This window comes from Petrotoga sp. DB-2, from assembly GCF_054051725.1.
Genome location: NZ_JBSVZD010000005.1, coordinates 29852 through 45052, shown reverse-complemented (window position 1 = coordinate 45052; position 15201 = coordinate 29852). Strand labels below are relative to the sequence as shown.

Below are 15201 nucleotides of genomic sequence, written 5' to 3'. Positions count from 1 at the left end.
TGTTTTCAAAAGAACTTGAATATTAAAGTTATATATTCACAACTTCTCTCGTAGGAGCCTTGAACATCGAATAACTTAACGCACCTTTTATTGCTTCATTCAATAGATGACTTATATCCCATTGATCTTTCATCGCTGCTAAATAAACTCCAGGATTTAGAACGCCTCCAACAAAGATAAAACCAACAAGTTTGCCATCTCTCACCAGAATTTTATGGTAGCTTCTGCCTTCTTTTTCCTTATAAACGTCGTAAGCATCCTCTTTACTTATGCCTCCCGTGAAAACAACTTCTCCAAATAAATTGACTATGTTTCTAGATACTTCTTTGGGATATTTCCAAGAATAACCTGCCATATTGGTGGCAGCTATCCTTGCTTGTTCCATCGCAACAGGCCATAAGGCATGTATTTCATATTCATCAGAGATTAAATCTATGGATTCCGTCACATCCCCTGCTGCATAAACATCCTTAACAGAGGTTTCCATATATTCGTTTACCAAGATGCCAGTATCACATTTAATAGGCGTTTTTTCGAGAAAATCTATACTCGGCTTAACTCCTTTTCCTACAACAACACAACTACCTTGAATTACTTTGCCTGATGAAAGAAATACATTTACGTGATCTCCTTCTTCTTGAACCTTAGTTATGCTTTCACCCGTTATTAACTCCATTCCACTTTCTATAGCTCTTTCAGCAATAATTTCTGAGCCTTCTTCATCAACGATCTGAGACAACATCCTTGACGATCTTATAACAAAAGTACCCGGTATATTAAGTTCTGCTAAGGCATCAGCAATCTCAGAATTAACCAATCCCGCACCAGAAAGTATTACTCTTTTAACATCGCTTTTGTTCAATTTATCTTTCAATTTATCCATATCTGAAAGATTTCGCACCGTTAGCACTAACGGAGATCCTTCTAACTCCATATCCGGAACATACGGTTCCGCTCCAGTTGCTATCAACAATTTATCGTAGGAAAATGTTTTGTTTTGAGCAGTTTCTACCTTTTTTCTTTCAACATCAATGTTGACAACCCTTTGCCCCAGTAGAAGTTTAGCCTTAGATGGATGGGGAAGAAACAGATAATCTCTTTTTTTCACTTTATTTGACAATAAATAAGGTAGAGACATTTTACTGTAGGGGAATACTTCTTCAGCGGATAATATAGTAATTTCCCCTTGAGGATCCAGAGATTCTAATGTTTGAGCAGCATTTAAGCCGGCTGCACTAGCTCCAACGATAACGTATCTCATTTTGAAATCTGGACCTCCAATTCTTTAAGTTTTTCGTCTGTGGGGACACTGTCTTTATCCCATCCCCTTAACTGATAGTACTCATCCAACATCTTTCCAAGATCTTCTACATGACCTTTCGAAGGACCCGTTTTGATTGGTTCATTTAATATTCTTGGAGGTAAGGTATCATCCTGTCTTGTAAAACCAGCTTTAAGATTGAAAAGTTTTTCAATATTCCAAATTCTTTCTCCAATTTTCATGAACTCTTGAGCATCTATTGAAAAACCTGTTGCAGTTGACACCATCTCGGCTAACTCATTAGCACTGAGACCAAAAGTCGTGAACAAACATATTCCTGAAGAATCAAGTGCTGATGTCAGATCTTGTAAAGTTTTGATTAATGCTGCTTTGCCTTCATAAGCGTACTGATCAGCATCTCCCAATACCTCTACAGCTGTTCCATATCCTCTGACGTGGCAGCCACCACGATTACTAGTAGCATATTCTAAACCCATACCTTTGATAGCTCTTGGATCATAAGCTGGGAACTCTTGTTTCTTTGCCGACATAGAAAGTTCCGGATGACCATAATGTTCCGCTAAACGATAGGAACCTTGAGCCAACAATTTACCAAAATCTTCTTCTTGCTTACACGCCAATTCTACAGCCTTTAACATGGCTTCTGCTGAACCAAATCTAAGCTCAAAGGGCACATCTTCCTTGGGCATATATCCTTTTTCGTACAATTCCATGGCACAGGCGACTGTTGAACCCATAGAGATAGTATCGATTCCATATTTATCACAAAGATGATTGGCGCTTATCACCGCATCAAGATCTGAAACACCGCACATTGCACCAAACGACCAAGCTGATTCGTATTCTGGACCTCCCCCAATAGTACCTTTATACGGTCCACTTTTTACCACCGTTACCCTACCACAAGCTATTGGACACTCTGCACATCCTTCATTTCTAATTAAGTTTTTCTCCCTCAGTGTTTCTCCACTGATTTTATTTGCCTCTGGGAAATAAGCATCTTGGGCATTATTAGTTGGAAACGCACCAACACCATTAATAACATTTACCAACATGGCGGTACCCAACATAGCAGCTCCTTGACCTGCAAAGGCGTCTTTACTCAAAATATCTCTAGCCTTATAAACTGCTTCCATAAAAGCTTCAGGATCAGCCACTGGAGTATCTTCATTTCCTCTAACGGCTATACCTTTTAGGTTCTTGCTTCCAACTGCCGCACCAACACCGGTTCTTCCAGAAGCCCTATGACCATTGAACATTACACTAGAGATACGAGATAACTTTTCTCCTGCTGGCCCAATCGTCATGGTTTCAGCCAAGGGATGTGTTTGTTCTCTGATTAGTTCGTCACTTTCGTCAGCCAATTTCCCCCATATTTCCTTTGCGGATCTGATTTCTACTTTACCTTTGTTAATCCATATATATACGGGTTCGGCTGATTTTCCTTCAACAACGATCATATCGTATCCTGTGTGTTTCAAAGCGGGACCAAAATGTCCACCTGCATTAGAGCACGCAATAGCTCCATTCAAAGGGCCTTTGGTGATTACCATAGTTCTTCCAGAAGAAGGGGCTAATGTTCCATCTAAAGGACCAGTGGCAAAAATGACCTTATTTTCTTCAGAGAGAGGATCTATTTTCGGATCTATTTCTTCCAACAACAAACGAGTCCCATACCCTCTACCTCCTAAGTATTTCTGAGCCCATTCTTCATTCAATGCTTCACTTTTTACTTCTTTGGTTGTCAGGTTTACTCTCAATAATTTACCTTTGAATCCACCTTTTATCATATTAAGCTCCCCCCTTTACTAAATCTTTTGCTATTTCTTTAAGGCGGGTGGCAGTTTCCTGTACTTTCACATTTGTGATATCTTCTACTTCTTCGTAAGACAAAGCACCTGGATAGCACACTTTAATACACGCTGGATCTCCACCACAGTTATCGCATTTTATAACCTCTTTGCCTGTATGATCCAATTTTATGGATCCCCATGGACATGCTACGATACACTGTTTACATCCGATACATTTTTCCTTGTTAAGTTCTACCACCCCTGTTTCAGGGTTCTTAGTCAATGCAGAAGTAGGACATACTTCTTCACAATACGCTCTCTCACATTGCAGACAAACACTTGGAACGAAGGTTAAATCTTCCCAAAATTCATTAACTTTGATTCGAGAGTCAAGGGGGTTAAACTTTCCCGTATGCTCAAAAGAACAAGCATACTCACATGCCCTACATCCCGTGCACTTTGCCTGATCCAACATCAATACTTTCATGTACACTCCTCCTTTGGTAGTTTTAGGATGTTAACTAAACTGTATTTACTTGAAAAGAACAAAATTTTTGTTACATTAAAAACCTATTTTTTGAAAATTTAACTTGCTATTATTTTAACTCTTATGTTTCAAAAAAGTCAATTCGATTTATTGACAATTAGAAGCGTTTAAGGGCAATTATTTTCGATTAGAAGGCAAATTCTTGCAAATGAGCGCTTTTCTTAATCTTATCTTGAAGAGCAAGGATTAGTAGAGGAATGGAAGTTCTATTTTTCATTGAAGTTTAATTATTTCAACGGAATAATCCTTTAAATCTATAAGTAGCAACTTGTTATCTAGGGTATTTTTCCTCCCAGTTATTACTTTAATCGCCTCTATTACTTGAAGAGATGCCATGATAGATACGACAGGTGAGATAGTAGAGACCTTTTCCTTTGTTGTATCCACTTCTCCAAATATATCTTTTAAAGACAAAGTTCTACCCGGTATTATAGTTGTCAATTGACCATACCACTGATTAACCCCTGCATGTATATAAGGAACGTTGGATTTCCAAGCAAGTTGTTCAAGAATATATCTCGTTTCGAAATTATCAAGAGCGTCTAATATAACGTTCACATCTGTTGGTATTTTACTCTTTTTTGAAATTTTTTCTACCTTTGTTTCTATTATCGTTGGCAAGTTAAAAGATTCAAGAGTTTTTTTAGCTTGATCGACTTTGTATTCGCTGATGCTATCCATGCCATATAATACTTGACGGTTTAAATTAGAAAGCTCAACCTTATCATAATCCACCAAATATATTTTTTTTACACCAACCCTTTGTAACTCCAATGCCTGATGAGTTCCAAGACCTCCAGCTCCACCAATATAGACAACAGCTTGTTTTAACTTTAAAACCTCTTCTTCTGTGAACAACATTTTTTGTCTTTCCAAGTAATCCATATTATCCTCCTCCAGAAGGGGGAAAAATTGTTATTTCGTCTTTATTTTCTACCAACGTATCTAGTCCTTGTAGATGGCGAATATTTCTTCCATTTAATAATATAATCGTACCGCTTTTAATTTCCCCATCTTTTAGTAGTTTTCTACTAAAATAATTATCGAACTCTCGATCCAATAATTTTATTATTTCTTTAACAGATTTCGATCCTGATAATTGGTAATCGACTTCATCCTTTTTCAAATCAAACTTTATAAGGGAAAAGAATTTTATTTTCAAATTTTTTCACTCCTTTCCAGATTTATTTCCAATTTCTGAACATCTTCTTTATAATTTATATTGAAAAACAATTTTTCCGGCTCTCCAATTTCTCTTATAATGGTTTCTTTTATTATTCTAACCTTTACTTTGGGAAAAAAACTCTTCAACTTCAATTGATTCATTTTTAGTGAAGCACTGATAAAAGGCAAACATTTTTTGCTATAAACAGCAGCAAGTGGCTCAAGGTAAGAGTTGTACTCGGGTACAAGAACGTCATAATCTTTCTTTTGAAACTTTAAAAACTCAAAAAAACCAATTGTCAAAAATGGCATGTCACAAGCTGTCAAAAAGTTGTAGTCGCTATCAGAACAGGTTAAACCAGTAAACAAACCACCTAACGGACCTTTATTTGGTATTATATCCTCACAAAAAAACACATCTTGCAAAAACGCATACTCTTTTACATTCCCTATTATGTAAACTTTTTCAAATGCATTTTTTAGGCTTTGGACGATCTGTTCTATCAAAGGTCTTCCATTAACAGATTCCAATGCCTTGTTAGTTCCAAATCTACTGCTCTTGCCTCCTGATAGAAGTATAGCGTTCATCAATCAAAACCTCTCTTTGTGAAACTCTTTTTTCAACTTTTTCCAATTTAACTGGGGTTATTTTTAATTCAGGTATCTTTGCTTTTGAATCATAAACACGATTGGTAAGTTTATTGGCTGGACTTTCCGCATAGTGAAAAGGCATGAAAAGTTGACCTGGTTTAACTCTTTCTCCAACTTTTGCATAGGTTTCAATTGTTCCCTGACGAGAAGTTATTCTAACTCTATCTTTATCTTTGATCCCCAATTTTCTTGCATCTCTTATATTTATTTCAACGTAAGCGTCGGGCTCATGCCTGTTAATAGGATCGGATCGCCTGGTCATTGTACCTGTATGGAAATGGTATAACATCCTTCCTGTCATTAAGATAAAATTGTACTTTTCATCAGCTTCTTTTTCAGGAGGAGTAAACTCAACAGGAAAAAATTTGCCTTTTCCGCGAGAAAAACCGTCCTTATGCAAATATTTTGTACCTGGATGATTACTATCAGGACAAGGCCATTGCAAACCACCTTTCTCCAATCTTTCATAACTTATTCCACCGTATAATTTTGAAACTCGTGCAATCTCATCCATAATTTCAGAAGGTGAATTATATTTCATTTCATAACCCATTTTATTAGCCAAAGTAGTTAATATCTCCCAATCTGCTTTAGCCCTTCCAGGAGAATTAATAGCTTTTCTCACCCTTTGTATACGTCGTTCGGTATTTGTAAACGTACCTTCTTTTTCAGCAAATGATGCCGCTGGCAAAACTACATCTGCAAACTGTGCAGTTTCAGTCAAGAATATATCCTGGACTATTAAAAAATCCAAACTTTCTAGAGCTTTTTTAACATGGTTTTGATCTGGATCAGATAAAAAAGGATTCTCACCCATTATGTAGAGAGCCTTTATCCTTTTGCCGGCTTCTTCGAGCATTTCTGTTAGCGTTAACCCTTCTCTATCAGCTAATTTTACACCCCAATAATTCTCAAACTTTTCTTTAATTTTGGGGCCACTGACTTTTTGATAACCAGGATAAACATCAGGTAAAGCCCCTACATCACAAGCACCTTGCACGTTATTTTGTCCTCTTAATGGATTGACTCCTGTGCTTTCAAAACCAACGTTCCCAGTTAAGAGTGCAAGATTCGTAAGAGAAAGTACGTTATTGGTTCCGTATTTATGTTGAGTTATTCCCATCGCAAAATATATGGCTGCTTTTTCAGCTGAACCATACATTTTTGCAGCTTCGATTATCTTATCTGCTGGCACACCTGTAATCTGGGATACTTTAGAAGGGGTATAACCTTCTATTATCTTTATAAAACTTTCAAATCCTTCCGTTCTTTCTTCAATAAACTTTTTATCAAGTAACCCTTCGTTGACAATAACATTCATTATTCCATTTATTAAAGCCACATCTGTTCCTGGCTTGTGATGTAATGAAATGTCAGCAATTTCTGAAAGTTCTATCTTACGAGGATCTGCTACTATTAAATGGGTACCGTTTTTCTTCGCTCTTTTTATCTTGCTTCCAATTACCGGGTGATTCTCCGTTGGATTTGAACCTATAACAAATATTACATCACTTCCCTCTATTTCTGATATAGAGTTGGTCATAGCTCCCGAACCAAATGCCATTCCTAATCCAACAACAGTAGATGCATGACAAAGTCTCGCACAGTGATCTACAGAATTTGTACCAATAACAGCTCTCATAAATTTTTGCATAATATAGTTTTCTTCATTTGTGCATTTTGCTGAGCTCAACCCACCTATTGAATCACTTCCATACTTTTCCTTTATATTCAATAGTTTTTCTGCAACATAATCCAATGCTTCTTCCCAACCAACTTTTTCAAAATGTCCATTTCTCTTTATCAAAGGGTCAGTCAATCTATCCAGGTGATTGACATAATCATAACCAAAACGGCCTTTCACACAGCTTTCTCCATGGGGGTTTGGAGAGTTTTCATCATAAACCGAACCAACTTGAACTATCTTATTATTTTTAGTTCTCAATTCCAATTGACAACCAATCCCACAGTAAGGACAGGTCGTTTTAGTTTTATTAAATTCGTAATAACGTCCTTTTCCTTTGGAAGGAATATAAGTAAGAGCCCCTGTTGGGCACATTTCAACACATTGTCCACAAAAGACGCATGGAGAATCCTGTCCACCTAAATCTTGATTAAATGGGGGGCTAACTTTAGTTTCAAAACCTCTATTGACAAAATCCAATGCGTTACACATTTGAATCTCTTTACATGTTCGTACACATTTACCACAAAGTATGCATTTGTCTGGATCAAGCTGTATAAATTCATTATCAGCTTTTATTTCAAAACGTGGGACTTTCTTTGTTCCGAAGGTGGATTCTTTAATTCCATATTCGTAAGCGAGATCTTGAAGGACACAGTTTCCATTAGCTTCACATGTCATGCAATCCAATGGATGATCAGAAACTAGTAAATCTACAACCGTCTTTCTAGCCTCGATAACCCTTTTGCTATCCGTTAAAATCCGCATTCCATCAGTGACTGGTGTAACACAAGAAGCAACTAATTTATGATTGTTTTCCAGTTCTACTAAACACATTCTACAAGAACCTACATCGGATAAATGTGGGCTATGACATATGGTGGGGATATAGATACCGTTTTGTTTTGCAACCTGGAGTATAGTTTGACCCGGCTCAACTTCATAATTATTATGATTTATAGTAACTTCCAAAACATATTACTCCTTTCATTCTTATATTTGCTTAAATTCAATATCAAAAAACCATATTTTTAGCGGTGAAAATATTTACAACGACTTCTTCATCAACTAGTTGAAGTTTATCTGTGATATTAAATCTCGTTATTCCCTTTGAAGAGTAAGAAATATATAGATATCCATCTTTACAATCCATACTTAAAATTGGAAGATCTAAATTAATCATCCTATTTAAATCAAAATTTGACATATCAACGATCGTCAATTGAGAGCCTACAGAATAAAATATATATTTATCGTTCATCATAATTATATCAGGCGAATAATCAAAGCTAAAATAATCGATAATGTTAAAATTGAAGTCTGCCCGAAAAACTCCTTTTTCCGTTAAAAAGATAAATCCATCAGAAGTAGAATGTATTTGGTTAATATAATCTTTGGAATAAAATTTAAAATTACTCTTTCCAGTTAAAAAGTTAAACTCTATTATCTTATCTTCCTCAGCTATATACGCAATGTTATCAATAACTTCTATATCTTGTGCCTTTCCCACAAATACCTTTATTCCATCAAAGAAAGAATATATACTCTCTTCGGCAATAACGAATACCCCTTCTTGTGTTTCTTTTATACCTACGATGTTTTCAGGAAAACTTTTGGTAATTGTATTCGTTGCGTTATAAAAATTGACTACATTTTCATTGAGTTCGTAAAAGCCCTTCTCCCCTTTTATCAAATTTCCAGTATATATTTTCTCCCATAACTTTTCTTTTTGTTTATCTAGATAAACTATCTTTCCTCCCTCGTCAATTAACACTCCTGATTCTAATACAACAAAATCATCAATTGAGTCAACTTTATTAATATACTTAAGTAATTTTTTAGTATTTAGGTCATAAATATACAGTCCATCTTCGTTATTCGTTAAGTATATATACCCCTCTGTTATCAAAATATTTGGTCTAGAAAATTGTCCCGTAATAATTTCTTGAGTTTCTAATGATTCCAAATTTCTTTTATATACTCCGTTATTAGTGGAAAAGTAAAGGGATTCATCCACTAATTGTATAGAAAAAGCATCCTCATCCCATATATACAATGGTTTCACATCATAATTTTTTGCCGTGATCAAGTCTTCCATTTTAAATATCAGTATACCCAATAAATCATCGTTCACCACAAAAAAATCGTTATTCAAGCTAATCATTCTAGGGGATATCAACTGATCATAATAATTAATCTCTTCAACGGTTTGATCTTCATTGATTTGATAAATTTTCATCCCTAAACCCGGACCAATTACAAATAGATACTTTTCAAACATTTCAACTTGGGTTACCATACCCGGTAAACGAATATGTTCCTTCAATCTTATATACACTTTATCCTTCAAATCGAAGCTTATCAATCCGTTTTCGCCATCTGCAACAAATAATAATTCTCCATTCGTTGTAACGGATAGTGAATCACCGAATGTGGAGTAAGAATTCAACAGAGCTACTTCTTGCGGATCTGAAAAATCATAAATTTTCAATCCCTCTCTGTCAACCAGATAAAGATAATCTCCATAAATTTGAGCATCGTTAACATAACTACCAGTTGTTACTGAAGCAATTGATTCTTTCTCTTCAACATCGAAAACATAAAATCCTTCGTAACCTCCTATTATTACTCCGTATTTGACACCTACTACTGAGATAGGAATCTGCTTTTGAACAATGGGAGTAGTAACATCTTTTACTTGAGTAGTTGTTCCCTGAACGGATTTTTCTTTTGCAATTCGGATGTAAAATATTACAATTGAAAACATTATCAAAATTAAAACGATTAAAAAGCCTAAAACAGCATAATTCTTACTAATTTTGCGCACAGGTTACACCCCAGTATGTTATAATTTTAATATAATTATAACATAATTTTTTTGTATATTCTTTAGCCTACAGATAACTTTTTTTCTAAATACTTTTATGATATAATTTTGTAGAAATTTATTGAATTATAATTAGCCATTTTAGAAATAAAATTTTGATTTTAAAAAGGGGGAATAGAAATGCCATCTGAGTTAAAAATAGTCACCTTTAACATCGGTAAAGAAAGATTTGGTCTAGATATTATGAATGTGGATGCAGTAATTGAATATGAAGAGACCACTAAATTACCAAATGCCTCTGACTATTTCGAAGGAGTAATAAATTATCGCAACGAAGAAGTTTTACCTATCATCAATCTGAGAAGAAAATTTAAAATGCCCGACTTTGAAGACAAATCTCACGCCAAAGTTATAGTTTTAAAAATTGATCAAAGAAGGGTTGGAATAATGGTTGACGATGTAAAAAACGTCAGAAGTATCGATCCTGATTTAATAAACGAAAAACCCAATATAGGTGGCATGCGTGGAGCTGATTTTATAAGCGGAATAGCGCGTTTAGAAGATGGTATGTTAGTAATACTAGATATCGATAAACTGATAACCGAAGAAGAAAAGATTGCTATAGACGAAGTTATAAACAATTAAAACACTCCCAAAAAAACACAAAAGTGGCGATATATTTATGACGCCACTTTTTTATGAAAAATTTACTCTTCATCTGCAGAGGTTGGAATAACACAAATAAATTCTAACTCTTCATCCCCTGCGTTCTTCAATTGGTGTTCTATACCTCCAGGAACGTAAATAAAACTTCCAGCTTCAACTGAATTGTATTTTTCTCCATCATAAACTTCTGCCTTACCTTTAACTATAAATATTTCATGTTCCCATCTATGAGAATGCCTAGGAGAATACCCACCTGGTTTAACGGTGAACAACCTCATAACAAAATTAGGCGCTCCATAATTACTCTTCCCTATTAATATTCTTTTTTCAACGTCTTTAGCCGTTTCATTATTTATTATTAAAGGTTTAACTTCCTTTGCTTTACCTATTATTGCGCTTTTTTGGTCCATATTCGATTTTCTCCTCCCTTGTGCCTAAGTATTTTGTTTTTTATCTTTTTTTACTAATTTTGGGATGCTGGTTTTTATTTTTCCCAATCTGTTAACATCGCTCTCCAATGCGGCTTTATTTTGCTTTACGATTTCTTCATAAACTTCTTCACGATAAATTTTGATATCCTTAGGCGCTTCAAAACCGATTTTTATACTTCCATTATCTTGTTCAACCATAACAAGCTTTATTTTTCTATTTCCTACTTGTATTACGATGGATTCACCTATTTTTCTTGATAATATCAACAAGTCTATTCACCATCTTTTTGAACAGATAGTATAGCATTACTTCTTTCCAATTCTTCCTTCAAAAGGTGTCTAATTTTGTATTCTCCATTTTCAATTAAATATTGTACCCCTTTATGATTTTTTTGCGAAACAATAATCGGGGCTGCTAAATTTATAGTTATTTCATCTTCTTTTTCAGGTATAGTCAAGATACTTAATATTATAGCATCTTCTGGTTTCTCTAATTCCAAGTATTCTGTTAAATCTTGGGGAAGAGTAAATTGATAATCGTTTCTTATAAGTTGAGGAAAAGTAACAGGAAAAGCTACATTTTTATCTTCTAACGATGCTAACCACATAATGGGATAAGTATCTTCAGGTTCCAGTAAAACAAACTGTTTAAGATTTTCGAAACCAGGAATACCATACTCAAAAATTATCGTTCGCTCAGTATCTATCTTCACACTTCCCAACTTTGTTTCATACTCTTTTATCATTGCTTTAGAAAACCTCCTTATAGAAAATCCGCCAAGGTTGGGGGAATAATATTACTAGCAGCCTTTAAAGCAGATTGTAAGACATTTTGCTGAGTTGCCAATTCCATTACTACTTGAGCGATATCAGCATCAGCTTCATTGGATAAAAATTCTGTTGAAAAACTCTTAAATTCTTCCATTCTATTTGAAGTCATTTCTAAAACTCGTTGAGTAGCTCCAACTTCAGCCAGATTATTTAACGATTTAGCTTGTATTTCTTCAATATTTCCTAACTCATTTTGAATTGAAGTATTATCTCCTGATTCTATGGCATCTGACAATCTTTTGACTATACCAAAAATTGAGGCACCACTATCAGTTACAAAAACATCATAAACCGTTTTACCGTATTCTATATCTTGGCCTCCGATGGAAATCTTCTGCCTGATATTTGCTTGTGGAGGTACTGTTATTTTAAAATTACCTTCGCTATCTATTTCCACGACTTTTTGATTGTTTTTGGCTCCTCCAAACACATAGTTTCCAGAAATTTCTGTATTTGCTATAGAAACTAGTTGTGTATTTATCTTGTTGAGTTCTTCTGTTATAGCGACTCTATCATCGTCACTTAATGTATCATTTGCCCCTCTAACAGCAAGCTCTTTTATTCTAAGATATATTGAGCTCACTTCCTGTAATGCTGTATCATACATATTCACATAATTTTGGGCTGTTTCCACATTAGTTTTATAACGTTCAATTTCCCTCAATCGACTATCTAAATTAGAAATTCTCGTTGCCACAGACGCGTTATCTGATGGGTATCGAACTTTTTTTCCTGAAGTTAATTGAGAATTTAAATCACTGTATTTTCTTAAAACATCTTGAATATCGTTAAGTGTTCTACTACTTAAAAGATTTTCAGTGATTCGCATTTTTCCCCTCCTCACAGATCAAACAAATACTGTCTGGTCCATTATATTATACAACACCCAAGTTGTTAATAACCGTCTCCATCATTTGATTGACCGCTGTGATAACCCTTGCAGAAGCATTAAAAGCCTGCTGATATTTCACAAGGTTCGTCATCTCCTCGTCGATAGAAACACCCATCACTCTTTCTTTTTCAAGGCTGATTTCACTATTCAACATCTCACTGTTTAGCCTCATTTTATCAGCCGTTTCACCCTTAACTCCTATATCTGTAACAATATTCCCCAAAAAGTTCGAAAAACCAATCCTCCCATTATCTAATACCGAATTATCATACATTTTGGATATTTCATCCCATACACTAATGTTTCCTGCACCGGTTGGAGAATAATTAGTATCATAATAACCCAAATCAGTTGCAAGTAAAGATGGATTCTCTTTTAAGTTAGACGATACAGAAATTTGATTGACTATTCCTAACTCTTTATCAATTCTTAAAAGTTCCGCCTTAGAAAACTTTTCATCTATTTGTTCAGGGCTTATATCTGGAGAAATCAGTGTAACGATATTGTTAGAATCATCTTCGATAAATCCTAAAGCATTGAATAATTTTTCAGGACCTTTAATAGTAACGTTCTTTAAGTCAAAATTAATTAAATTTCCGGCCCTCAACACAAATGAACCATGCGGAGTAACAGAAGCAGTAACCCCCGTGTTTGTGGCATTAATTTTGTCAGCTAAGTCATAAACAGTGTCTTTAAGAGGATTAATCTCTATTTTTATTCCATTTATACTCATTTCTATTATTTCATTTGAACCTAATAAATTATTCAAAGTGGGTTGTGAAGTATCTAAGGCATCCAATGTAACTTTTTGTGCTTCCATCTGTGAAAGAGAACCGTCTATGTCGTTTAAAACGATGGTATCCAAGTCTGCATTTGGAATTTCCGTGGTGGGAAGGATGTATATTAACTTCTTTATAAGTTCATCCTGTTCATTCTTTATATCTCTTTCTAGAGCTTTCAAGTATCCCCCAGAATCGCTATTTATTTTTGATACTAATTCCGTAGCATTGGAAAACTCTATAGTATAAGTCTCACCGGACATTTCAAATTGAATTTTGCCAGGTATGATAAGTTTTGGAGGTTCTATTGAATAATCTTCTTCTATTTTGTATGCTTCGATTTCTTTAGTTGAAAAACCATATTCCCTGAAAAAATCACCTTTTATATCAACTAGTAATTTGTCTTGAAAGCCAGAAGGATCATCAAAATAAACAGCATTATTTGTTGAATCATGTATTATTGAATTATTATTGTTATAATGAGAAGGCGAAGCTGCAGAATCTACGGTGTAAAGATCGAAATTATTTAAATTTATCGAAGGATCACTATAAAAACTGCTTAAACTCGTGACGTACTGAATTGTTTCTGGATGAAATACGTCTGAATTTCCTGCTATCCTGAAAAATCTTGAATCTTCAAAACCTCTTTTGGTACTTATATCGGCAAAAAAGTTGGCTCCCGTTATTGTTCCTGTTGAATCCCATCCCTCTTTATAAATAAGATTTGTTGAATCAACTAAATACAAACCAAACTCATCGAGTTGCTGCTGATAAGAAGGGATGATTTCATCCCTCAATTCAAAAAGGGCTGACATTTTCCCATCGTTAAAAGTCAAGGGATTGTTGCCCACATAGGCGTAATATTCATCGTTTGTTTCGGCAATGGTTAAGGATCTTATCTCTTGATAACTACTTCCATTTAAAACTACTTTATCCCCCATACTCAAAGAAATTTGACCATTTGAATGACTTGTTATTCTTATATCGGAAAGTTCTGAAAGTTTATCCAACAATCTATCCCTTTCATCAAGCAAATCATTAGGAGAACCACTTATTGAGCTCGATGTTAATATCTTTTGATTTAAATCGGCAATCCTTTTTAAATAACCGTTTATTTCGTCTATTCTGAGCTTTATTTCACTGTTTATATCACTTTTTAATTCTTCTAACCTATAATTAAGATCTTTCATGGTGTTTACTAATTCTTCCGCTCGAGATACAACCTGAGTTTTAGCAGCTTCGTTTGATGGATCAGTCTTCAACTCCTCGATTGACGCCCAGTAAGAATCGTACATATTCCTTAAACCGGTTTCACCGGGCTCACCAAATAATTGTTCAATATAATGCACATTAGAATATATATTTTCCCAATAATTCAAACGAGAAGAAGTTTCTCTAAATTGCAAATCTAAAAATTCGTCCCTCACTCGTTGAATATCGCTTACCGTAGAACCAGTCCCAAAAGATAAAGCTGCTCCCCCACTTCCTATCGTTGTTAAATTAATAGGATTGGTAGTTACAATAACAGGACTTTGCCTGGAAAAACCCTGGGTATTAGAATTAGAGATATTATGGGCGACAACGCTCATCGCAACTTTATTGGTATAAACTCCTAGCAAACCAGTGTTCAATAGGCCATTCAAAGTCATTGCGC

The 15201-nt window shown here is 34.8% G+C and carries 14 protein-coding genes; 1 reads left to right on the top strand and 13 read right to left on the bottom strand.

Going from position 1 to position 15201, the window contains the following annotated elements:
* Positions 1-28 precede the first annotated feature (28 nt).
* The 8 genes from ACW9JY_RS03290 to ACW9JY_RS03255 all read right to left on the bottom strand — a co-directional run bounded on the left by ACW9JY_RS03290 (position 29) and on the right by ACW9JY_RS03255 (position 9948).
* Positions 29-1261: an NAD(P)/FAD-dependent oxidoreductase gene (locus ACW9JY_RS03290; protein WP_457283381.1), complete on the bottom strand. Its 1233-nt coding sequence runs from the start codon at positions 1259-1261 to the stop codon at positions 29-31.
* Positions 1258-3072, bottom strand: a complete 1815-nt coding sequence (locus ACW9JY_RS03285) for an aldehyde ferredoxin oxidoreductase family protein (protein WP_457283380.1) — start codon at positions 3070-3072, stop codon at positions 1258-1260. Before ACW9JY_RS03285 ends, ACW9JY_RS03290 begins: the two co-directional genes overlap by 4 nt.
* Before the next feature lies 1 nt (position 3073).
* Positions 3074-3562, bottom strand: a complete 489-nt coding sequence (locus tag ACW9JY_RS03280; RefSeq protein ID WP_103076303.1) for a 4Fe-4S dicluster domain-containing protein — start codon at positions 3560-3562, stop codon at positions 3074-3076.
* Between the two features lie 273 nt (positions 3563-3835).
* Entirely contained in the window at positions 3836-4507 is a 672-nt protein-coding gene (locus ACW9JY_RS03275) for a HesA/MoeB/ThiF family protein (protein WP_103076304.1), read from the bottom strand.
* Position 4508: 1 nt separating this feature from the next.
* Positions 4509-4784 carry a MoaD family protein gene (locus tag ACW9JY_RS03270; protein WP_103076305.1) on the bottom strand — a complete coding sequence of 92 codons (276 nt, stop codon included), beginning with the start codon at positions 4782-4784 and terminating at the stop codon, positions 4509-4511.
* Positions 4781-5374 (bottom strand): molybdenum cofactor guanylyltransferase, encoded by a 594-nt coding sequence (locus ACW9JY_RS03265; RefSeq protein WP_457283379.1) that lies wholly within the window; start codon positions 5372-5374, stop codon positions 4781-4783. Before ACW9JY_RS03265 ends, ACW9JY_RS03270 begins: the two co-directional genes overlap by 4 nt.
* A complete protein-coding gene (gene fdhF / locus ACW9JY_RS03260; protein WP_457283378.1) occupies positions 5337-8093 on the bottom strand; it encodes a formate dehydrogenase subunit alpha in 2757 nt (918 codons plus the stop codon). Before fdhF ends, ACW9JY_RS03265 begins: the two co-directional genes overlap by 38 nt.
* A gap of 43 nt (positions 8094-8136) precedes the next feature.
* Positions 8137-9948 carry an LVIVD repeat-containing protein gene (locus ACW9JY_RS03255; RefSeq protein ID WP_103076308.1) on the bottom strand — a complete coding sequence of 604 codons (1812 nt, stop codon included), beginning with the start codon at positions 9946-9948 and terminating at the stop codon, positions 8137-8139.
* Positions 9949-10128: 180 nt separating this feature from the next.
* Here ACW9JY_RS03255 and ACW9JY_RS03250 point away from each other — a divergent pair, with 180 nt between their 5' ends.
* A complete protein-coding gene (locus ACW9JY_RS03250; RefSeq protein ID WP_103076309.1) occupies positions 10129-10593 on the top strand; it encodes a chemotaxis protein CheW in 465 nt (154 codons plus the stop codon).
* A gap of 62 nt (positions 10594-10655) precedes the next feature.
* Here the strand turns inward: ACW9JY_RS03250 and ACW9JY_RS03245 are convergent, their stop codons facing one another.
* Genes ACW9JY_RS03245 through flgK form a run of 5 tightly spaced genes read right to left on the bottom strand, consistent with a single transcriptional unit; the run spans position 10656 to position 15196 of the window.
* Positions 10656-11024: a cupin domain-containing protein gene (locus ACW9JY_RS03245; protein ID WP_457283377.1), complete on the bottom strand. Its 369-nt coding sequence runs from the start codon at positions 11022-11024 to the stop codon at positions 10656-10658.
* 24 nt (positions 11025-11048) lie between these two features.
* Positions 11049-11315 carry a carbon storage regulator gene (locus tag ACW9JY_RS03240; RefSeq protein ID WP_457283376.1) on the bottom strand — a complete coding sequence of 89 codons (267 nt, stop codon included), beginning with the start codon at positions 11313-11315 and terminating at the stop codon, positions 11049-11051.
* Between the two features lie 2 nt (positions 11316-11317).
* Positions 11318-11791 carry a flagellar assembly protein FliW gene (gene fliW / locus ACW9JY_RS03235; protein ID WP_457283375.1) on the bottom strand — a complete coding sequence of 158 codons (474 nt, stop codon included), beginning with the start codon at positions 11789-11791 and terminating at the stop codon, positions 11318-11320.
* A gap of 17 nt (positions 11792-11808) precedes the next feature.
* Positions 11809-12705 (bottom strand): flagellar hook-associated protein FlgL, encoded by an 897-nt coding sequence (flgL, locus tag ACW9JY_RS03230; RefSeq protein WP_103076313.1) that lies wholly within the window; start codon positions 12703-12705, stop codon positions 11809-11811.
* 46 nt (positions 12706-12751) lie between these two features.
* Positions 12752-15196, bottom strand: coding sequence for a flagellar hook-associated protein FlgK (flgK, locus tag ACW9JY_RS03225; RefSeq protein WP_457283407.1), 2445 nt, complete (start codon positions 15194-15196; stop codon positions 12752-12754).
* Positions 15197-15201 lie beyond the last annotated feature (5 nt).